The organism is Planktothrix sp. PCC 11201 (assembly GCF_900009135.1).
Taxonomy (GTDB): domain Bacteria; phylum Cyanobacteriota; class Cyanobacteriia; order Cyanobacteriales; family Microcoleaceae; genus Planktothrix.
On the sequence record NZ_LT797688.1, the window covers coordinates 320,824 to 340,511 of the forward strand.

Below are 19,688 nucleotides of genomic sequence, written 5' to 3' on the forward strand. Positions count from 1 at the left end.
TTATCAGTGTAAGAGTTAATAAACTATCCACGGATGTACTGATAGATGATAGCTGATAACGGGTAACTGATCACTGGTAACTGATAAATAATTTATGAACAATATAATCTCAAAGTTTAAACAATTAAAATGGGTTCAACCCCTAGATCAAGCTGCCTGGATTTTAATAACAATTTTAACCGTATTGATCGGAATTGTTTTATTAACAGGCGATCACACCACTCCCCAAGTCAAAGAATTTAGTTGGCAAAACAAACAAATTGGGGCAGAAGACATGGGATTATTGATTACCTTCAATCGTCCGATGAATCGAGAAAGTGTAGAAAAAAACTTGCAAATTGATCCACCTTTACCTGGTAAAATCAGTTGGGCAGGACGACGCATGGCCTATACTTTATCAGAACCTGTACCCTATGGAACCCCATTTAGTGTGCAGTTAAAAGGTGCTAGAGATCATTTATATGGCGATAAACAAGGAACATTAATTCAACCCTTTACTGGCTTTTTTAGAAGTCGCGATCGCGCCTTTGCTTATATTGGAGTTCAGGGAAATCAAGAAGGAAAATTGGTTTTAGTAAATCTCAGTGAAAAAGAACCTAAACCCATTATTTTAACGCCTGAAGATTTAGTTGTTTTAGATTTTAAACTCTATCCTAAAGGCGATAAAATTCTCTTTTCTGCTATTAATAAATCTGAACAAAAAAAAGGATCAATTTCACCTGAATTATATACTGTCATCACAGGAATTAATCCTCAATCCCCAGGAGAAAACCCTCAACCAGCCCAACCAGTCGGAAAAATTGAAAAGATTTTAGATGCTAAATATTATCGAAATTTAAAATTTGATTTATCCCCAGATGGTAAAATTATTGTGGTTCAAAGGGTCAGTCAAACCAATCCTAATGATGCGAGTCCTTGGTTTATTGAAAGCGGAAAATCTCCTAAACCTTTAAATATACAGGGTGGAGACTTTTTAATTGCCCCGGATAGTCAATCTTTGGTTATTGCTCAAGGGCCTGATTTAACAACCATTTTACCTCTAAAACCTGATGCAAAACCCCTAGAATTTTTACCAAAATTTGGTCGAGTTTTAGGATTTGCCAAGGATGGTAGTGCTGCGGCGATGTTAAAATTTAATCCCGATGGGACGCGATCGCTATTTATAGTTAATAACCAAGGACAAGAACTTGAACTTTATCGCACCCCTCCTTTTGGGAATATCATTAGTGCCGAATTTGACCCCAGTAATAGCCTGTTATATTGTTTAATTACCGAAGTTTTGGATAATCCCCAAGTCTATAAAGAACAGCCTTATATTGTAGCAATTGATATCAAAACTAAACAAGTTGTTCCCTTTGTGATTTTACCTAACCAACAAGAAATTAATATCAGTTTATCACCCGATGGATTAGCCTTACTTTTTGATCAAACCGTTATTGAAATGGGGGGATCAGATAATCTAAATCAATCCACAAAAACCCAAGCAGGAGATACAATTAAAACCAGTCGCATCTGGATTTTACCCTTAATGATAGATACGCCTACCGACGGTTCCAAACCCCAAGTTAAACCAGAAGAATTGCCCTTTTTTGGTTTCCATCCCCAATGGCTACCCTAAAATAGTAGTAAGCCCTTTAGGGCTAAGAGAGTCCTAAAGGACTCACTACGAAATTAACTAATTAGTGCAAAAATATGAGAGTTAAGTTTAATATTGTCCGCCAAAGTCCTAATACCTCAAGGCAGGTGCAAAGTTATCTCCTCGATGTTGAACCAGGAAATACTATTTTAGATTGTCTTAACCGAATTAAATGGGAACAAGACGGGACTTTAGCGTTTAGAAAAAACTGTCGCAATACCATTTGTGGCAGTTGTTCCATGGGAATTAATGGCCGTTCTGCGTTAGCTTGTAAAGAAAATATTGGCAGTGAAGTCGCCCGTTTACAAAAAATTGCCGAGGCGAATTCCGGTCAAACCCCCTCAAACGATATCCCAGAAATGACCATTGCCCCCATGGGAAATTTACCCGTGATCAAAGATTTAGTGGTGGATATGGGTCGTTTTTGGGATAACTTACAAACCGTTGAACCCTATATTAGTACCGCCGGACGGGCTATTCCTGAACGGGAATTTCTGCAAACCCCAGAAGAACGAGCCCAACTTGACCAAATGGGCAACTGTATCCTCTGTGGAGCTTGTTACTCCGAGTGCAACGCCGTCGAAGTTAACCCCGATTTTGTGGGGCCCCACGCCCTTGCTAAAGCGCAACGGATGGTAGCGGACTCCCGGGATGCCAAAACCGAACAACGTCTGGAACAGTATAGCGAAGGAACTAACGGGGTTTGGGGTTGTACCCGTTGCTTTAACTGTAACTCCGTGTGTCCGATGGAGGTCGCCCCCCTGGATCAGATTACTAAAATTAAACATGAAATCCTAGAACGCAAAGATGCCAGCGCCAGTCGTCCCATTCGCCACCGCAAGGTTTTAGTGGAATTGGTAAAACAGGGGGGTTGGGTAGATGAACGCAAATTTGCTGTAATGGTAGTTGGGAATTATTTCCGCGATCTCAAGGGGTTACTCAGCTTAGGGCCCGTGGGAATGCGGGTGATCATGCGGGGTAAATTTCCCTTGACCTTTGAACCCTCTGAAGGCACAGAAACGGTGCGATCGCTCATTCAATCTATTCAAGACCTAGAAAAACAACCATGACTTCTTCAACACCTTCTACTCCAGTCCAACCCAACCCCCAACCCGAACCCGCCATGGGTTGGACTCGTTACGCCGAACAAATTAACGGCCGTTTTGCCATGTTGGGATTTGTTCTATTAATTGTATTAGAATTTTTCACTCATCAAGATTTATTCACTTGGTTGGGTTTACGTTAGATTTTGTAGAGGCGTTTTATATAACGTCTCTACATATATTTATGACCGCATATTCCAAACAATTCTTTTTGTTGTAAACATAGAAATCCAATCAACGAACTTTCAAGACCTTAACAATATCACCCGGATTAATTTGAGATTGACCGATCGGTAAAACCGCTAACCCGGTTGTTTGTGCCAAATTAATTAAATTGCCAGAAATTTGACTTCCGGGGGCTAATTGAAACTCATATTCCCCATCTACTAAACATAATTGACCCCATACATAAATTTCTCGTTTTCCTCCTCCTTTTAACTCTTGACGCGATCGCGCCTTCACAAATTCCGGCCCCCAAAACTGAGACAATAACCCCGATTGTTTTTTAATTGCAGGTTGAACAAACCGCCAGAAAGTTACTAAAGCAGAAACCGGATTTCCGGGTAAACCAAAATATAAACAATTCGGGAATTTGGCTACCGTTAAAGGTTTTCCGGGTTTAATTGCCACCGATTGGATATGAATAGTTCCTCCTAATTCGGTTAAAATCTCCTCAACATAATCATAATCCCCAACAGAAACCCCCCCGGTTGAGATCACCATATCGGCTGTTTCTATCGCTTGAGAAATGGCTTTTTTTAACACCTCTGGTCGATCAGGAATTATCCCTAATTCGATCACTTCCGCCCCTAAATTCCTGACCACCGCTGCCAAGGCATACTGATTAGAGTCTACTAATTGTCCCCGTTTTAAAGGGGTATCGGGCGTAACTAATTCATCCCCCGTTGATAATAACGCCACTCGCAAGCGTCGATAAACCGGAACCTGGGTACATTGTGCCGCCGCTAACACCGCAATCTCCACAGCATCCAAAGGAATGCCAGGAGTAAGCAGGGGTTCTCCAGCTTTGTAATACGATCCTTGATGTCGAACAAAAGCCTGGGGTTTGGGAGCCGATAAAATTTTAACCTGATTTCCGTCCCGTTTTGTTTCCTCCTGTATCACAATGGTATCCGCACCATTTGGAATACAAGATCCCGTAAAAATTCGGGCAGCTTGTCCCATTTGAATCGTAGATTTGGGAGCAGATCCAGCCGGGATTTCTTCAATAATTTCTAATAATTTGGGATGGTCTATGGAAGCATCCGCAACATCTTCATATCGGATTGCATATCCATCCATTGCTGAATTATCCCAATGGGGAAAATCCAATGAACTTACGACCGATTTAGCCAAAACTCGACCAGCAACTTGAGTCATTGCCACCCCTTCTTGATCGATTTCAGTATTCAGAGGTTGGACTAAATTTAATATTATTGATTCTGCTTGCTCTACAGGTAACATTATTTTTTATAGGATTAACTAAGGTTCACTATCTCCTCCGCCCAGCCCTTGGTGATACAGATCACAAAAAAATAGGGAATTGATCATCATCCTTCCCAGATGAGCGTCACTGAAATTTATCATAACTTTGGCCATAATTAGAGGAGAATCAAATAAACTAAACACTAATCACAGCAATCTCTGAGTTTTAGGATTAGAATTTATCAACCTCTCGCCTTACTGTGATATGACCATGATAAAACCAAACCGGACTAAAAGTATCATCCCCGATCCCGAGGATTGGATCACAGAGCATTATGTACTAGCGAGTTTTGCTAACACCCTGAGTACCCTAAAACAACTTTTAGGGGATGAAGACACCCAAATCGATCACAAAATTTCCTACAACCACGAAGGCGAATTAGTAATTGGAACTGCAACCCGAAATCTGTTAAAAGAAAGCTACGGCGATGACCATTGGCAGTATGTCGAAAATTACCTGTCGGTGTATGAATATTAGAGATTAGGTGATCAAATTCAACTCTTTATCCTTGTCTATATAAAAGGATAAATTATTTGGCATGATTATGATTAAAAATACAGGAATTACGCAGCTAGGCTATATTTAGATTAGCAGGGGCTACGAATGTTGGGTTGTTGATGTAAAGAAAACTGATAAAGGTGCATCCCTGGGGTTAAATTCGTTATTCTCTGGTTAGCTTAAATTAGAACTATCTGATACCGACTTGTGCTAATACCTGAAACAGAACTGAATTAATAAAACTCAGGGCTAAAGCTCCAATTACAGCACTCCAAATTCCCCAACGCAAGCGAAATCCTTCCACAAGTTTAGCTGCTAAGGCAAACATGGCAACGTTGAGAAGAAATGAAACAAAAGATCCGGCAAAAATCAAAGTTGCTGGAAGCAAAATTAATCCTAAAATCGGACGGACTAAAGCATTAACAATTCCAAAAACCGCCGCCGAAATTAAGGCTTTTTTAAAATCCTCAATTTCAACCCCAGTAAATTGACTCAGTAAAGCAATCAAATATAAGCTAACGGCTGTTACTAACCAAGCAATTAACAAACTAACTAACATTTTGAGAACTCCAGTATTCTTATAACGCCTGATTCTACTCCTAATTCATCACAGTCTGAAGATAAAATTATAAAATCTTTATTTTTCCTTAATAAAATTTAAAAAAACTCGCCCCGCACCATTCATTAGTACGGGGTTAACCTTCAGAAATTAAACATTAAATCGGAATAACAGCACATCTCCCTCTTGGACAATGTATTCTTTTCCTTCACTGCGAACTAATCCTTTTTCCTTTGCAGCATTCATAGAGCCCGTCGCCACTAAATCCTGATAAGCTACGGTTTCCGCCCGAATAAATCCCCGTTCAAAATCAGAGTGAATCACTCCGGCGGCTTGGGGTGCAGACATTCCGGCTTTAATTGTCCAGGCGCGAGTTTCTTTCGGGCCCGTGGTTAAATAAGTGCGTAATCCTAATAATTCATAAGTCGCTCTAATTAGGGATTTTAAACCTCCTTCTTCTACTCCTAAAGAGGCTAAAAAGTCCGTTCTTTCTGCTTCGGATAAATCCACTAATTCCGCTTCTACCTGTGCCGAAATAACGACTACTTGAGCATTGTCTAATTTAGCAACTTCTCGAACTTTTTCAACTTGGGCATTTCCCTTTGCCAAATCATCTTCTGAGACATTAGTTGCATAAATAACGGGTTTTTGAGTGACTAAACCTAAGCCTTTCACCGCTTCTATTTCTTCTTCAGTTAATACAGCTTGACGGGCGGGTTTTCCTTCATTTAATAAAACCGCAATTTTTTCTAACCCTGTCACTTCGAGTTGTGCTTCTTTACTGGTTCTCGCCTGTTTACGGGCGCGGTCAATCCGTCGTTCAACTTGAGATAAATCTGACAAGGCTAATTCTAAATTAATAATATCAATATCTCGCAAGGGATCAACTGAACCCGCAACGTGAATAATATCATCATTTTCAAAGCAGCGAACCACATGAACAATGGCATCCACTTCTCGAATATGGGATAAAAATTGATTTCCTAACCCTTCTCCTTGACTCGCTCCTTTGACTAACCCAGCAATGTCTACAAATTCAATTCGAGTGGGGATAATTTGTTCCGACTTGGAGATTTTTGCTAATACATTTAACCGTTCATCGGGAACTGCGACAACGCCGACATTCGGTTCAATAGTACAAAAAGGAAAGTTCGCCGCCGTTGCCTTAGCATTGGCAACTAAAGCGTTAAATAATGTCGATTTACCAACGTTGGGGAGTCCAACAATTCCGGCTCTTAGCATGGGTTCGATGTTTAAGTTAAACGTTCAATAGAATACTTGATTTATTATTATAAACCTTTTAGGGACAAATTTAACAAATTTATACTTGAGCCGAATTGAAACCATATTAGGATACAATCAATGTGGTGTGAGCCTCCTCGCTTGGTAGTTATAAATCAACAAGCATATTGTGGTTAAATATGGATAATTCTCTTAAAATTGCAGATTTATTTTCTGGAATCGGTGGGTTAAGATTGGCTTTTGAAAGTGCTGATTATCAATGTGTTTATTCTTGTGAAAAAGATCCCGCTTGTCAATCAGTCTATTTTAATAATTTTGGAGAACAGCCGGAGGACGACATTACTAAAATTGATTATAATAATCTTCCTAAATTTGATGTTTTAACGGCTGGGTTTCCTTGTCAACCCTTTAGCATTTGTGGAAAACGCCAAGGGTTTGAGGATACTAGAGGAACCCTATTTTTTCATATTTGTGAAATTATAGCAATCCATCATCCCAGGGTTGTTGTCTTGGAAAATGTTAAACATTTGCTACATCATGATCAGGGAAAAACTCTCCAGACTATTTTATATTCTTTAGAAGATTTAGGCTATGCTGTTGATTATAAATTATTGAATGCTAAAGACTTTGGACTTCCGCAAAATCGAGAGCGAGTAATTATTGTAGCTTGCAAAGATAAAAAATTTTATTTCTCAAAATTGCAGAGGGTTTATCCTATTCCTAAATTAAGAGATTTTTTAGATCACAAGGGAAAATTTGAATACTTAAACCCGGAAGAATATACACTTATCGAGGGTTACAAACAGCAGTTATCGGGTCTGATTTTTGTGGGATATCGTAATAAGAATATCTGGAAAAAAGGGATTAGACCCAACACAGAACATTTATCTAGGGTACATCACCAACCAAATCGAATTTACTCCATTGATGGAGTCCATCCCACCATTCCATCCCAGGAAACATCGGGACGTTTCTTTATTTATATTCCCGAAGAAAATCGAGTTCGTAAGTTAACTATCCAAGAATGTTATAGAATTATGGGGTTTCCCGATACGTTTAAACTGCATCCCAATTTGGGAGAATGTTATAAACAAATTGGAAATTCTGTTTGTATTCCTCTATTTCAAGAACTTGCCCTACAGATTAGAGAACAAATTTTTGGTTATTCTGATCATCAGCATTTATCAGGATGGACAGTCAAACAATCGATTAAAGAACCTATTCAACTTAAAATACCGGGACTTTTTGAATGAATATGAATTGCAAAGAAAAACTGTTGGAAATCTACAATAACGCTATTTCAATTATTGATATTGAAAATACAATTCCTGAACAGGATAAAAACTATATTTTAGAAATAGGCTCTAAGTGTAAGAGTCAGAAAGGAGTTTATACAGTTCTTGTTACATTACTGATCTATAAGATTTTGAACCCTCAACAAGATATTAGATATCATCAATCTAATATGCCTAGTGGTTTTTCTGGTCGAGGTATAGATACACAATATATTACACCAACCCTAAAACAATTAGGTCTTCCTGCAATGGCTGAAAGTGGTTGGTTAACCCGTTCTCTTGAACAGCCTTATCCTTATACCTTAAACTATGAGGGGAAAATCAATGATAAGAATGTTAAAAAAGCGTTTTTATCTATTATTGATTATGTTCAAAACAACCCCGAAAAAGCAGAAATTTGTTTACGGTTATTGATGAATAAGGTTATAGAAGTTGCCAAAGCAAATCAAATTAACATTGTTAAATTATCTAATCCTGATAAGATTGATATTAAGACTCTGATCAATTGTCTGGATCAACATTTTAACTTTGACTATGAAACTCGTGGAGGTTCTAAACTTCCTGTCATTGCTTTCTATGCAATTTACAGTTGTTTAGTTACTGAAATTGAGAGATATAAATCCTGTACTCTCAAAATTTTGGCAAGCCATACGGCATCTGATCGAACATCTCAAAGTGCCGGAGATATTGAACTATTTGATGAGGCAGGTAATTTGTTTGAAGCAATAGAAATCAAACATGGGAAAGAAATTGATCTTCAAATAATTCATATAGCTAAAGAAAAGATTATTAAATATAATCCTCAAAGATATTTTATATTTGCATCCAAAGATATTAAAGAATCAGAATCTAATCTGATTGAGATGGAAATTAAAAAAATAGCAGAAACTCATGGTTGTCAGATTATTTTAAATGGGATTATTCCTACTCTCAAATATTATTTGAGACTAATTATGTCGTTAGAAAAATTTATTGATGAGTATTCAAAGATTATTGAGTTAGATCAGGAAATTCAGACAATTCATAAAACCAAATGGAATCAAATTTTATCCAAATTTAATTAAAAATACTCAATTTGAGAATCTAAAAATGATATTAGATAAATTACAAGCACCTCTATGAATATCCCATATTTGTGCCAAAAATAATTATTTTATAGATGGTATTAAAGAAATCAGATTCCAGATGTATCTCTTACCAATTAGGAGGTAAACCGTGTAATTCCAACATTTCTTCATCTTGTAATAATTCCTGGGTCGGACGCTCTACGACAATTTTTCCCTGGGCTAAAATTAAGCATCTATCGGTAGTTTTTTTAATCCAATTCAGATCATGGGAAGCAATTAATATCACTTCTAAGGGTAACTCAGATAATATGTGAGCTAATTTTTTGCGCCAAGCGGGATCTAAACCGTTTGTGGGTTCATCTAATATTAAAATACTGGGTTCTAATACTAAAATTGATGCTAATGCAGCTAGACGTTTTTGTCCTCCTGATAATTCATGGGAGGAGCGATTTTCATAATAGATTAACCCGAATTGCGATAAAACCAATCGTGCTTTTTCTTTAGCTTCGATCAGAGACATTCCATAGTTACGCAAACCAAACATCACATCTTCTAAAATAGTGGGCATAAATAATTGATCATCAGGATTTTGAAAAGCAAATCCTACCTGAAGACGAATATCAGAAAGATTTTTAGATTCTAAACTAATACCATTAATGAAAATCTGACCTGATTTGGGTAATTTTAACCCGATTAAATTTTCTAATAAAGTGCTTTTACCCGCACCTGTAGCCCCCATTAAAGCCACCCTTTCACCGGAATTTATGGTAAAAGAAATATTTTGTAAGATCGGCTCTTGTCGCGCGTATCCAAACATTAAATCTTGGACAATTAGGGTTTTTTCAGAACTATTAATTTTTGACATAGGAAAAAAATGTTAATAAACTAGCGATAGTGATCACAATAATTATGGTAAAATTATCTCTAGGTGTTGATTGAGATTCTACGGGTAATTTACCTTGATAACCCCGCAGAATCATAGCATTATAAACTCTTTCAGCCCGATCTAAACTTCGTAAATAAAGAGAACCAATCATAGCGGCACTGGTATAACGTAACCAACCGGAATAACCGGATAAACCTCGCAATTTTGCAGCTTCTTGCATTTGACGAACTTCTGAGATTAATATTTCTAAATATTGCCCAGTTAATAATATAATTTCTTGAAAGGTTGCGGGAATGGGTAAACCTTTTAAGGCAATTCCTAAACTATGGGGTGGTAATGTAATGAGAAAACTATTCATTATTAGTAAACATAGCAGGGAACGACTTACCATAAAACTGGCTTTTTCATATCCCATGGGTAAGGCTAATAATGAAAGTAGGATTAATTCTGCCCCTAATAGTTTTGAGATAATTTTTAGGTGCGGTTTTAAAAGAATTACCCAAAAAAATGCGATCGCGCTATAGCAGCTTAATGCCCACCATACAGATGTTTTGAGTAAGGCAATTCCGATCACAAGCACAAGAGAAATCCGTAATTTAAACGGGATAGAAAATTGAATCATTGTTGAATTATAACTGATTGGGCTTACCAATTTGGAGAATCCCAAAAGCAATACCAAAACAAATTACACTTCCGATAATTCCAGAAATGCTAGTGCCAATTTCTCCTAATCCTTTGATAGTATAATCAGCGAAAGGTGTGGGAATACTAAACCGCACATTTTCGGCTAATTCACCAAAACCGTGAATTTCTGCAACCTTTTCTAAACCATCGGGCCAAGCTGATGCAAACAAGGATAATACTCCGGCAATTAATAATGTACCAATTACAGGAATTAACCATTTATTTAATTGGGGTTGATCTCCAGGTAATAAATCTGGTCTGACCGTAATTAAATAAGTTAAAATTCCGGCGGTAATTAATCCTTCGCCAATTCCAATTAAACTATGAACTCCGATCATTGCAGGTAAAATTATGGCTGCCGTAGCTGTGCCTGATAAAATCAAATTTATGGAACAAGCGATCGCAGCGGCAATAACACTAATTCCCCCGGCAATACCCGCAGCTAAAGGTAAACGAAAACGGGAACCTCCTAATAATTGTTGGAGAATTTGTGTTAGGATCCAACCTATCCAAACTCCCACAATTGCCATGTTAAAAATATTAGCTCCCAGGGCGGTAATTCCGCCATCAGCAAATAAAAAAGCTTGAATCAATAAAACTGTCGCAATGGATACAGAAGCTGCCCAAGGATTCCCTAAAATTACCGCAGCTAAAGTTCCTCCTAAAAGATGTCCACTGGTGCCTCCAGCTACCGGAAAATTAATCATTTGAGCGGCAAAAATAAACGCGGTTGTTAATCCCATAACTGGCGCATATCGTAATCCTACATTCTCGCGGGTACGCCCCAAACAAACTGCTAAAAATCCGGTGCTGGTAAGACTGGTAACAGTTGCTACTGCGGGAGAAATAAATCCATCGGGAATGTGCATAAACTAAGCCCTGATCCTTGAATTGCTGTATTAATGAATTTATCAACATTAATAGTAAATACCTTTTTTTGATAATTTGCAATCCCCTCTAGGGGTATTGTCAGTAAAAAATAGCAACAAATATCATCTAACTCTTGTATTTACTGACTTTTCCATGAGTAAAAATAAAATTCATGTTAGATGAGCGTATTTAGTAGATATATTGTAATATAGTAATATTTGGAGTTAAATTTTAGATTGTTAATATTTGCGCTTAAGCGCAACAACAACGGAGTTTTTTATTCAATGTTAGACCAATTTCAAACACCATTATTGACGGCTTTAAAAAATTGTGCCAATCAACCTGATACACCCTTTTATGCCCCCGGACATAAACGGGGACAAGGGATTTCACCTTTGTTGATAGAACTATTGGGAACTCAACTTTTTAAAGCTGATTTACCTGAATTACCTGAATTGGATAATTTATTTAATCCAGAAGGTGTAATTGCAGAAGCTCAAGATTTAGCTGCTGATGCTTTTGGGGCCGAAAAAACGTGGTTTTTAGTTAATGGATCAACCTCTGGAATTATTGCTGCTATTTTAGCTATTTGCAGAACTGGAGATAAAATTTTAGTCCCTAGAAATGCTCATCAATCTGTAATTTCAGGCTTGATTTTATCAGGTGCGATCGCAATTTTTATCCAACCCGAATATAATCCGACTTGGGATTTAGCCTATAGTATTACTCCAGAAACCGTTGCTCAAACCTTAGAACAACATCCCGATACCAAAGCTGTATTAATAGTATATCCTACTTATCAAGGAATTTGTGGAAATATTACCGAAATTTCTAAAATTACCCATCAATATAATATCCCTTTAATTGTCGATGAAGCTCACGGAGCGCATTTTAATTTTCATCCTGATTTACCAACCCCAGCCCTAAAAGCAGGAGCAGATTTAACAGTACAATCTACCCATAAAATATTGGGTTCAATGACACAATCTTCCATGCTTCATGTTCAAGGAAATTATATTGACAGAAAGCGTCTATCTCAAACCTTACAATTCCTTCAATCTACCAGTCCCAATTATATATTATTAGCCTCATTAGATGCTGCCCGTCAACAGATGGTAACCCAAGGCTATAATTTAATGAATCGAACAATATCCTTAGCACAAATAGCCAGAACGGAAATTAGCAAAATCAAAGGGTTATCTATTTTTGGAAATCCCGAATTAAAACCGACATCAGGATGTGTTAACCTAGATATTACCCGTTTAACTATTAAAGTATCAAACTTAGGAATAAGCGGGTATGAAGCCGATGAAATTCTCCGTCAACAATTCCATGTCACCGCAGAACTTCCTAGTCTTCATCACCTAACTTTTATGATTAGTTTGGGTAATACTGAAACCGATATTAACCAACTGATTAACGGATTAAAAACCCTCTCCGTTGAACACCAACTTTCTGCGACCCCCCATTCTCCCCTTAATTTCTCCCCTACACCCCACTCCGCGCCTTCTAAACCCCCTTTTTCCTGTCGGGATGCTTTTTTTGCCCAAACAGAAAAACGCCCCCTTAAAGACTGTGCAGGGTCTGTAAGTGCGGAAATTATTTGTCCCTACCCGCCTGGTATCCCCGTATTAATGCCTGGTGAAATTATCACCTCTGATGCTCTAAAATTTTTGCAACAAGTTATAGCGTTGGGTGGGAAAATAACAGGATGTAGTGATCCGAACCTGCAACAGCTTAAAATTGTTAAAGGTTAAATTAAAAATAGACAACTATTTATTTATCTCCAACCTAATCATTAAAAGTTGAAATCTCACCCCCAATTAATTCCCAAAATGTCCAAACTTTGGCCTTATGTTACCCCTGGTATTCCCGATGATTTATTTGAACAGTTGCCCGGTATTCCTTTGAGTAAGCGGGAAGTCCGTTTATTATTAGTATCCTTGATGCGATTGCAACCTGACTCAATTGTATGGGATATTGGGGCTGGAACTGGAACAATTGCGGTGGAAACGGGGCTATTATGTCCCCAAGGTCGAATTATTGCCATTGAAAGGGATGAAGATGTGGTGAATTTAATTCGAGTCAATTGTGAACGATTTGAAGTACAGAATATTGATGTAGTTGAAGGGAGTGCCCCCGAATGTTTACAAAGTATTTCCTATCTACCTCATCGGGTTTGTTTGGAAGGAGGAAAACCAATTAAAGCCATTCTGCATGAAGTTTGGAAATACTTACAACCTCAAGGAAGAATTGTAGCCACGGCATCTAACTTAGAAAGTCTTTATGCTATTTCTGAAGGGTTTGCTGAGTTACAAATCCGCAACGTTGAGGTGGTTCAATCTGCCATTAACCGATTAGAAAAACGAGGTAATCATCAAACTTTTGAATCCGTTAATCCTATGTTTATTTTAAGTGGTGAAAAAATAGATTAAATTTAAAATACGCTATAGATAACTGCCCCAGCCCGTCTTAACTTCTGACTCCTAACACTATGCCTTCTTTGTCTCGCATTATCAGTGGAATTATTGGAATTATTTTAGCCTTGGGAATGCTCATTTTTGGAGGATGGTATTTTACCCTGGGATTAAGTGTAATTATTTATTTAGGTCAATTAGAATATTTTCAATTAGTTCGAGCTAAAGGTATTGAACCCGCGGTTAAAACAACTTTATTTGTTAGTCAAGCCTTACTTTTGACCGCCGCATTTTCTCCTAGTTTAGTCGATGCAATGTTTGCCTTAGCCGGAACATTAGTCTGTTTTTATCTATTATTTAGACCTAAATTATCAACCATTGCTGATATTAGTTCTTCAATTTTAGGCCTATTTTATGGGGGATATTTACCCAGTTATTGGGTACGGTTACGAGTTGGACTTGAACCCAATACTTTACTAGAAAAAGCCTTCGCCAGTCCCATTCCTTTTAATGAAAATTGGTTAGAAAATTGGTCAATTTCTAATTTATCCCCAGGATTAACTGCTACCTTATTAGCTTTTAGTTGTATTTGGGCGGCGGATATTGGGGCTTATATTTTTGGCAAAACCTTTGGTCGGACTCGCCTCTCAGATATCAGTCCGAAAAAAACCGTTGAAGGGGCAATATTTGGGTTTTTAGGCAGTATTATAGTCGCCATATTGGGGTCTTGGTATTTAAAATGGCCGGGGTTTCCTTGGGCGGGTTTAATCCTAGGATTATTAATTGGAATTTCCAGTTTATTAGGCGATTTAACCGAATCTTTAATGAAACGAGACGCCGGAGTCAAAGATTCCGGTCAACTAATTCCCGGTCACGGCGGAATTTTAGACCGCGCCGATAGTTATGTTTTTACCGCTCCTTTGGTCTATTATTTTATCACCTTATTTTTACCTTTATTGTCAATCTAAAAAATCATTATCCCAGCTACCCGATTATATTATATTATCTCCTATTATGTAGGGGCGGGTTAGAGACAAACTTTATCACTTATTATTGGATAAGTTTTTCAACTCTATATTATCAGAGGGGAATATGTTAGTCAATGTTTATTAGAAATAAATGATAATAGAGAAATATCCCGATTAACTTCATAAGTCACGGGTTTTTTATTCTTTTTAACCTTTCCTTGACTAACAGCAATATTTAACCAATCTTGCATTTGAGAGAGTCTAACTTGTAATAACTCAGCTAAAAATTTGGCATCTTTTGGTTGTTCAAGTTGACCGAGAATTAGGGGTAATACTGCTTCATAAATAGTTTGAGAAACAGGATAAACGGGTGTATCTTTCTGAATTTCGCTATTTTCAGAAGCGGGTTTAAGTTCATTTTCAGTTTGGGGAGATAACGTTAAATCTATTTCTGAATGAGGAATAGAAATTAAAGCATCTTGATCCATTGCAATAACATCAGTTATAAGTTCTTGAAGTGGACGATTAAAAGGCATTTCAGGAAAAGGTTTAGCTCCCCGATTTATTAACTGTTGATTTCCGTCTGGTATTGTTCCTTGCATTCGCACAAATACTGGAACAGTTTTGATTTTTTCTAACGCTTCAACTGCACCCGCCCAGGTTCCTCCTTGGTCTACTGAAGAACTAATAATTAACCCATAATCTGATAATCCATAAATATATTTATTCCGTCCCATAGCATTACCCACATTAAATCCAGCATCAGGATCATAGGAAGAAATTAAGGTTAAATTTCCGCTTTTAATAAAGTGGCGATACTTGCTAGAAACCGCCGATTTTGCTAAACTATCTCCCAGGACTCCCACAACATTTCCTCCTGCATTTAAAGCCACTAACATCGCTGTTTGATCAACTCCTCTCGCCCCACCTGAAATAATTGGTATTCCCTGTTCTGCACAAGTTTGAACAATATAATCAGTATAATTGAGTCCTTCTTCATCAACATCACGGGAACCCACCACCGCTAAACCACCTTGAGAAAGTAGTTCAAAATTCCCCACACCATATAAAATTGCTGGAGCTAAATGTTGAAGTTTTTGTTTAAGACAGCGAGGATATTCAGGATCACTTCTCCCCAATATCCATAACCCTTGACTTGTCCATTTTTCCACCGCTAAACTTAACATCATTCCCCGTTCTAATAAGGAAATAATTCGGTTAGGATCAAGAGGAATGATCATTTCTAATAGTTGTTTTTTAGCCGTTTCTTCTAATAAATTTTTTGGTGTTAATTGCTGTAGTCGCAGACAATTAGCTAACGTATTATATTCACTTAAAGTTAACGGTTGGGGTTCGGTTTTGCGATTTTGACTAAAACTGGCACATAATAATAAAATTGCTTGGGTATCGGGGGGTAATTGATGGTTCAGCATGGGGCTTAAATTTAACTAGATTGAGATAAGGAATTTAGAGCTAAAGCGAGGGGAAAAACTTGACCACTTCCTCCTTGACGTAATAGGGCGGTAATGATAGTTAATGTCCATCGAGAATCTACAAAATCATCGATTAAAAAAACAGCACCTTTTTGAATATTTTCCAGATCAATTTGAAATGCACCATCTAAATTATGAGCTTGTTGATAGCTATTACTCATCGTTTTTTGAGGTTGAGTTGGGCGAATTTTTTGTACCACTGGAAGAAACGGTATACCCAATTTTTCTGCTAATCTTTGAGCAAAATTCGGTACTAATTCAGAACGATTTAAGGAAGGAACACAAGTTACCCAAGTTGGCATCGGTTGAGGTTGCCATCGCTGAATCATTTCAATTACACCCAAAACTAAAGCATCATCAAAATAACCCTTTTGATATTTTCCCATTTTGACCAATTCTCCCCAACCTGCATCCCCCCAAAGAGATAATGCTCGTCCAATTTCTGCCTTGAACCCTGGTTTAATGTTACCTGAAAAGTTGTAAATTTGTAAGGCTCCTTTTGACGGCCATTGTTTGCGAGGTTCAATAATTAAATCACACCGTTTTAAGTATTTAATGGCTTGATTAACTCTTTCTAAAGCAGCAGTTTCAGGGAATAATTGTTGACCCAAACAAACGGCACATTTTCCACAGGGTTGAGCATAGGGATCATCTAAGGCTGTTGATAAAAATTCCATTAAGCAAGATTTACTGTTCATATAATCTTGCATTTGAGCTTGTTCTTGTCTGCGAATTTGAGTTAATAGTTCTATTTTTTGGCGGTTAGATTGATAATCAATTGCTGTCGCATACCATTTCGTTTTTTGCTTAACAACTGGACTGGGAAATTCTAAAGAAAGTAACTTTAAAACCTTGTCAATTTGTCCTCTGGATAAATTACAATATTGTTCAAGTTCAGGAGTTGAAAAACCATTTTGAGATTGATTTAAAGCATTTAAAATCGATTGAGTATGGGCTTCTGGTGGAAAGGCTGTTTGAATAAAATAATTAATAATATCATCATCTTCATCGCCACACAAAAGAATCCCATAAGCTTGTTCAACGGCCCTTCCTGCCCGTCCTACTTGTTGATAATAATGGACAACGGAACCGGGTCTTTGATAATGAATTACAAACCCTAAATCGGGTTTATCAAAACCCATTCCTAAAGCAGTTGTTGCTACTAACGCTTTGATTTCATTATTCAAAAGTTGATTTTCTAAAGGTTCCCGTGATTCTGATTTTCCATGATAGGCTTTAGCATCAATTTCCTGCGTTTGTAACCATTCTGCCACTTGTTCTGCATCTCTAACCGTGAGGGTATAAATAATTCCACTTCCGGGTAAATGGGGTAAGGTTTCTGCTAACCAAGCCAGACGACTAGCGGGGTTAGGAAGGTGAATATTTTGGAGTTTTAAACTATTCCGAGTTAAAGCTCCTCGGAAGATATGTAAATTGTCTCCCAGTTGGGTTTTAATATCCTCAACAACTCGATTATTTGCAGTAGCGGTTGTAGCTAAAACGGGAATAGTTTTTGGGAGAGCTTGTAAAATTCTAACAATGCGACGATAATCGGGTCTAAAGTCATGTCCCCAGTCGGAAATACAATGGGCTTCATCGACAACAAATAAACCGATTTTTTGAGAAATTGGAATTAAAATATTGTTTCTAAAGTCTTCATTTCCAAGACGTTCTGGAGAAATCAATAAAAGATCAATCTGTCCTGCTAATAGTTGCGTTTGAATGGTATCCCATTGCTCTTGATTATCTGAATTAATGGTAGCAGCTTTCACCCCAATTCGTTCAGCCGCTACCATTTGATTTCGCATTAATGCTAATAGGGGAGAAATCAATAAAGTCGGGCCTGAACCTTGATCTCTTAGCAGCCGAGTTGCGAGAAAATAGACTAAACTTTTACCCCATCCTGTGCGTTGAACAACGAGAAGTTGAGAACGATTTTGGATTAAATCGGCGATCGCTTCCCATTGTCCATCTCTAAAATTAGCCGTAGGATTATTGAGGGCTTGTCTAAGAAATAATAAGGCTTGATTTTGAAGAATTTCCGTCATATTTTTGACCAGAAACAGGGTTTATATCTGTTAACTTTGAGGATTTTCCGACAAATTTCCTAACGAAAGGGAATGATTTTGATCCAGATTATCTAAATCATCTAAGATGGCGACAATTTCCCGTTCAAAAGTAACTTTTGCCCGATTAGTTTTCCCCCCAATATAAAGGCGATCGCCTTCTTTTAAAGCCCAAATTTGAGAATGGGAAACATAACTCATCATCACACTAATCATTAATAACCCAAACCCTAAATAAACAATCGGAATCCCCGGATCAGCTTTGATTTGTAATCCCGTACTCCCGATAATTTCATCAATAAATACCGTCACCCCATCTACTTCCGTAGACATTCCCTCGCGAACCGTTGAAACTAATTCACCCTTGCCATTATAAACTAATACATTTCCTTTTAAGTCCCTAGCTAAAACAGAAACCCCCGCGCTAAAATCCGGTTTAATTGGAATCCAAGTTCCCCAAATTCTGCCCTTTCCTTGGGTGTCTAGTTGTGCCATTGGTAAGCGAAATACAGGACTTTTATTCACTCGCACCCGCAGGGCAGCAATACCCCAATCTGCTTGATAAAAAGTCACACCTTGATGGTGCAAAGGTTCGTTAACGTGAATAGTTTTGCGATCCACTTCTTCCCCCTGTTGATTTAATACCGATAAATCAGAATAAAATTGATCAATTCTGCCTTCAGGATCATAATCAATCCAAAACCGATTCACTTTAACTGACCAATCTTTAGGAATTTGAGATTGAGAAAATTGTCCCGCATCTAGGATATTTTTAACTTGAAAAATATCCCCCCCTGGAACCATTTCTTGAGCCATAAATCCAGTAATAGAACCAATAATAGAACCCGCTAAAATTATTAACATACTAGCATGAACAATAATCGGCCCAATTCTACCAATCAGTCCCCGTCTCGCATAAAGTTTATTACCTTCTTGAAAGACTAAATAATTACGTTTTTTTAATAAAGGTTCTAAAGCTGTTAATGAACCTGTGGTTAATTCAGCACTTAAAGCGATGTTTTGAAATTGTTTAGGTTTATCGTAATATGTCCAGCGACGGGCTGATTTTAAAGTAGGTAATTGTCTGGTAAAGGTGCAAGCTGTTAAGCTACTACCAAATAATACTAAAAGTGATAAAAACCACCAAGTTCTATAAACATGATCAAGTCCAATAAATACAAGAACTTTCCAGGTTAAAAAGCCAAACAAAGCCGGATGTTCAGGGTAATTAGATTGATAATACTCAAGGGATTGTCCCTGTTCTAGCAGTGTCCCTGAAATACTGAAAATCGCAATAATTAATAACAATAAAATTGCTAGTCGTAAATCTGACAAAAGGGGTAAAATCTCTTTCTTAATCATTTTTTGAATGGCTGTTTCTCCATTGATTATTTTTTGTAATAGTGAAAGTTCTGTAT

The 19,688-nt window shown here is 37.5% G+C and carries 18 protein-coding genes; 9 read left to right on the top strand and 9 right to left on the bottom strand.

From position 1 onward, the window contains the following. Positions 1–94: 94 nt before the first annotated feature. The 3 genes from PL11201_RS02240 (at position 95) to PL11201_RS02250 (ending at position 2,882) form a co-directional block, all read left to right on the top strand. Positions 95–1,618 carry a hypothetical protein gene (locus PL11201_RS02240; RefSeq protein ID WP_079677019.1) on the top strand — a complete coding sequence of 508 codons (1,524 nt, stop codon included), beginning with the start codon at positions 95–97 and terminating at the stop codon, positions 1,616–1,618. Between the two features lie 74 nt (positions 1,619–1,692). Then, positions 1,693–2,706 (top strand): succinate dehydrogenase/fumarate reductase iron-sulfur subunit, encoded by a 1,014-nt coding sequence (locus PL11201_RS02245; protein WP_079677020.1) that lies wholly within the window; start codon positions 1,693–1,695, stop codon positions 2,704–2,706. Next, positions 2,703–2,882 (top strand): chlorophyll a/b-binding protein, encoded by a 180-nt coding sequence (locus PL11201_RS02250; RefSeq protein ID WP_079677021.1) that lies wholly within the window; start codon positions 2,703–2,705, stop codon positions 2,880–2,882. Before PL11201_RS02245 ends, PL11201_RS02250 begins: the two co-directional genes overlap by 4 nt. Positions 2,883–2,973: 91 nt before the next feature. Here PL11201_RS02250 and glp read toward each other — a convergent pair whose 3' ends face one another. Further along, positions 2,974–4,203 (bottom strand): molybdopterin molybdotransferase MoeA, encoded by a 1,230-nt coding sequence (gene glp, locus PL11201_RS02255; protein WP_079677022.1) that lies wholly within the window; start codon positions 4,201–4,203, stop codon positions 2,974–2,976. 232 nt (positions 4,204–4,435) lie between these two features. On the opposite strand from glp, the gene PL11201_RS02260 reads away from it, so the two are divergent. Next, positions 4,436–4,702: a hypothetical protein gene (locus PL11201_RS02260; RefSeq protein ID WP_144017648.1), complete on the top strand. Its 267-nt coding sequence runs from the start codon at positions 4,436–4,438 to the stop codon at positions 4,700–4,702. Between the two features lie 211 nt (positions 4,703–4,913). Here PL11201_RS02260 and PL11201_RS02265 read toward each other — a convergent pair whose 3' ends face one another. Then, positions 4,914–5,282: a phage holin family protein gene (locus PL11201_RS02265; protein ID WP_079677024.1), complete on the bottom strand. Its 369-nt coding sequence runs from the start codon at positions 5,280–5,282 to the stop codon at positions 4,914–4,916. A 150-nt stretch (positions 5,283–5,432) separates the two neighbouring features. Further along, on the bottom strand, positions 5,433–6,524 hold the full coding sequence (ychF, locus tag PL11201_RS02270) for a redox-regulated ATPase YchF (protein WP_079677025.1): 1,092 nt from the start codon (positions 6,522–6,524) through the stop codon (positions 5,433–5,435). A 179-nt stretch (positions 6,525–6,703) separates the two neighbouring features. Here ychF and PL11201_RS26720 point away from each other — a divergent pair, with 179 nt between their 5' ends. Beyond that, positions 6,704–7,777 (top strand): DNA cytosine methyltransferase, encoded by a 1,074-nt coding sequence (locus tag PL11201_RS26720; RefSeq protein ID WP_200816682.1) that lies wholly within the window; start codon positions 6,704–6,706, stop codon positions 7,775–7,777. A gap of 2 nt (positions 7,778–7,779) precedes the next feature. Next, on the top strand, positions 7,780–8,883 hold the full coding sequence (locus PL11201_RS26725; protein ID WP_200816683.1) for a hypothetical protein: 1,104 nt from the start codon (positions 7,780–7,782) through the stop codon (positions 8,881–8,883). A gap of 130 nt (positions 8,884–9,013) precedes the next feature. On the opposite strand, the gene PL11201_RS02280 is transcribed toward PL11201_RS26725, so the two are convergent. From PL11201_RS02280 to PL11201_RS02290, 3 genes are read right to left on the bottom strand one after another with little or no spacing between them, the layout of a single operon-like run. Next, entirely contained in the window at positions 9,014–9,751 is a 738-nt protein-coding gene (locus tag PL11201_RS02280) for an energy-coupling factor ABC transporter ATP-binding protein (protein ID WP_079677026.1), read from the bottom strand. Continuing rightward, positions 9,738–10,394, bottom strand: coding sequence for an energy-coupling factor transporter transmembrane component T family protein (locus tag PL11201_RS02285; protein WP_079677027.1), 657 nt, complete (start codon positions 10,392–10,394; stop codon positions 9,738–9,740). Before PL11201_RS02285 ends, PL11201_RS02280 begins: the two co-directional genes overlap by 14 nt. Before the next feature lie 7 nt (positions 10,395–10,401). Then, positions 10,402–11,325, bottom strand: coding sequence for an energy-coupling factor ABC transporter permease (locus tag PL11201_RS02290; protein ID WP_079677028.1), 924 nt, complete (start codon positions 11,323–11,325; stop codon positions 10,402–10,404). A gap of 285 nt (positions 11,326–11,610) precedes the next feature. On the opposite strand from PL11201_RS02290, the gene PL11201_RS02295 reads away from it, so the two are divergent. From PL11201_RS02295 to PL11201_RS02305, 3 genes are all read left to right on the top strand, one after another. Further along, complete coding sequence (locus PL11201_RS02295; RefSeq protein WP_079677029.1) at positions 11,611–13,083, top strand: aminotransferase class I/II-fold pyridoxal phosphate-dependent enzyme; 1,473 nt, start codon at positions 11,611–11,613, stop codon at positions 13,081–13,083. A 78-nt stretch (positions 13,084–13,161) separates the two neighbouring features. Next, the gene (gene cbiT, locus PL11201_RS02300; RefSeq protein ID WP_079677030.1) at positions 13,162–13,761 is read left to right on the top strand and encodes a precorrin-6Y C5,15-methyltransferase subunit CbiT; all 600 of its coding nucleotides are present in this window, start codon (positions 13,162–13,164) and stop codon (positions 13,759–13,761) included. 59 nt (positions 13,762–13,820) lie between these two features. Further along, positions 13,821–14,711 (top strand): phosphatidate cytidylyltransferase, encoded by an 891-nt coding sequence (locus PL11201_RS02305; RefSeq protein ID WP_079677031.1) that lies wholly within the window; start codon positions 13,821–13,823, stop codon positions 14,709–14,711. 131 nt (positions 14,712–14,842) lie between these two features. Here PL11201_RS02305 and PL11201_RS02310 read toward each other — a convergent pair whose 3' ends face one another. The 3 genes from PL11201_RS02310 to PL11201_RS02320 are packed head-to-tail and all read right to left on the bottom strand — an operon-like array spanning position 14,843 to position 19,632. Beyond that, positions 14,843–16,144 (bottom strand): DNA-processing protein DprA, encoded by a 1,302-nt coding sequence (locus PL11201_RS02310; RefSeq protein WP_079677032.1) that lies wholly within the window; start codon positions 16,142–16,144, stop codon positions 14,843–14,845. Between the two features lie 11 nt (positions 16,145–16,155). Then, on the bottom strand, positions 16,156–18,252 hold the full coding sequence (locus PL11201_RS02315; protein WP_079677033.1) for a RecQ family ATP-dependent DNA helicase: 2,097 nt from the start codon (positions 18,250–18,252) through the stop codon (positions 16,156–16,158). 30 nt (positions 18,253–18,282) lie between these two features. Then, positions 18,283–19,632 carry a cytochrome c biogenesis protein gene (locus tag PL11201_RS02320; RefSeq protein ID WP_234996605.1) on the bottom strand — a complete coding sequence of 450 codons (1,350 nt, stop codon included), beginning with the start codon at positions 19,630–19,632 and terminating at the stop codon, positions 18,283–18,285. Between the last annotated feature and the right edge of the window lie 56 nt (positions 19,633–19,688).

Excerpts from the sequence above, each read along its gene's own strand:
- PL11201_RS02240 (WP_079677019.1), top strand. The coding sequence starts at position 95 with ATGAACAATATAATCTCAAAGTTTAAACAATTAAAATGGGTTCAACCC.
- PL11201_RS02245 (WP_079677020.1), top strand. The coding sequence starts at position 1,693 with ATGAGAGTTAAGTTTAATATTGTCCGCCAAAGTCCTAATACCTCAAGG.
- PL11201_RS02250 (WP_079677021.1), top strand. The coding sequence starts at position 2,703 with ATGACTTCTTCAACACCTTCTACTCCAGTCCAACCCAACCCCCAACCC.
- glp (WP_079677022.1), bottom strand. The coding sequence starts at position 4,203 with ATGTTACCTGTAGAGCAAGCAGAATCAATAATATTAAATTTAGTCCAA.
- PL11201_RS02260 (WP_144017648.1), top strand. The coding sequence starts at position 4,436 with ATGATAAAACCAAACCGGACTAAAAGTATCATCCCCGATCCCGAGGAT.
- PL11201_RS02265 (WP_079677024.1), bottom strand. The coding sequence starts at position 5,282 with ATGTTAGTTAGTTTGTTAATTGCTTGGTTAGTAACAGCCGTTAGCTTA.
- ychF (WP_079677025.1), bottom strand. The coding sequence starts at position 6,524 with ATGCTAAGAGCCGGAATTGTTGGACTCCCCAACGTTGGTAAATCGACA.
- PL11201_RS26720 (WP_200816682.1), top strand. The coding sequence starts at position 6,704 with ATGGATAATTCTCTTAAAATTGCAGATTTATTTTCTGGAATCGGTGGG.
- PL11201_RS26725 (WP_200816683.1), top strand. The coding sequence starts at position 7,780 with ATGAATTGCAAAGAAAAACTGTTGGAAATCTACAATAACGCTATTTCA.
- PL11201_RS02280 (WP_079677026.1), bottom strand. The coding sequence starts at position 9,751 with ATGTCAAAAATTAATAGTTCTGAAAAAACCCTAATTGTCCAAGATTTA.
- PL11201_RS02285 (WP_079677027.1), bottom strand. The coding sequence starts at position 10,394 with ATGATTCAATTTTCTATCCCGTTTAAATTACGGATTTCTCTTGTGCTT.
- PL11201_RS02290 (WP_079677028.1), bottom strand. The coding sequence starts at position 11,325 with ATGCACATTCCCGATGGATTTATTTCTCCCGCAGTAGCAACTGTTACC.
- PL11201_RS02295 (WP_079677029.1), top strand. The coding sequence starts at position 11,611 with ATGTTAGACCAATTTCAAACACCATTATTGACGGCTTTAAAAAATTGT.
- cbiT (WP_079677030.1), top strand. The coding sequence starts at position 13,162 with ATGTCCAAACTTTGGCCTTATGTTACCCCTGGTATTCCCGATGATTTA.
- PL11201_RS02305 (WP_079677031.1), top strand. The coding sequence starts at position 13,821 with ATGCCTTCTTTGTCTCGCATTATCAGTGGAATTATTGGAATTATTTTA.
- PL11201_RS02310 (WP_079677032.1), bottom strand. The coding sequence starts at position 16,144 with ATGCTGAACCATCAATTACCCCCCGATACCCAAGCAATTTTATTATTA.
- PL11201_RS02315 (WP_079677033.1), bottom strand. The coding sequence starts at position 18,252 with ATGACGGAAATTCTTCAAAATCAAGCCTTATTATTTCTTAGACAAGCC.
- PL11201_RS02320 (WP_234996605.1), bottom strand. The coding sequence starts at position 19,632 with ATGATTAAGAAAGAGATTTTACCCCTTTTGTCAGATTTACGACTAGCA.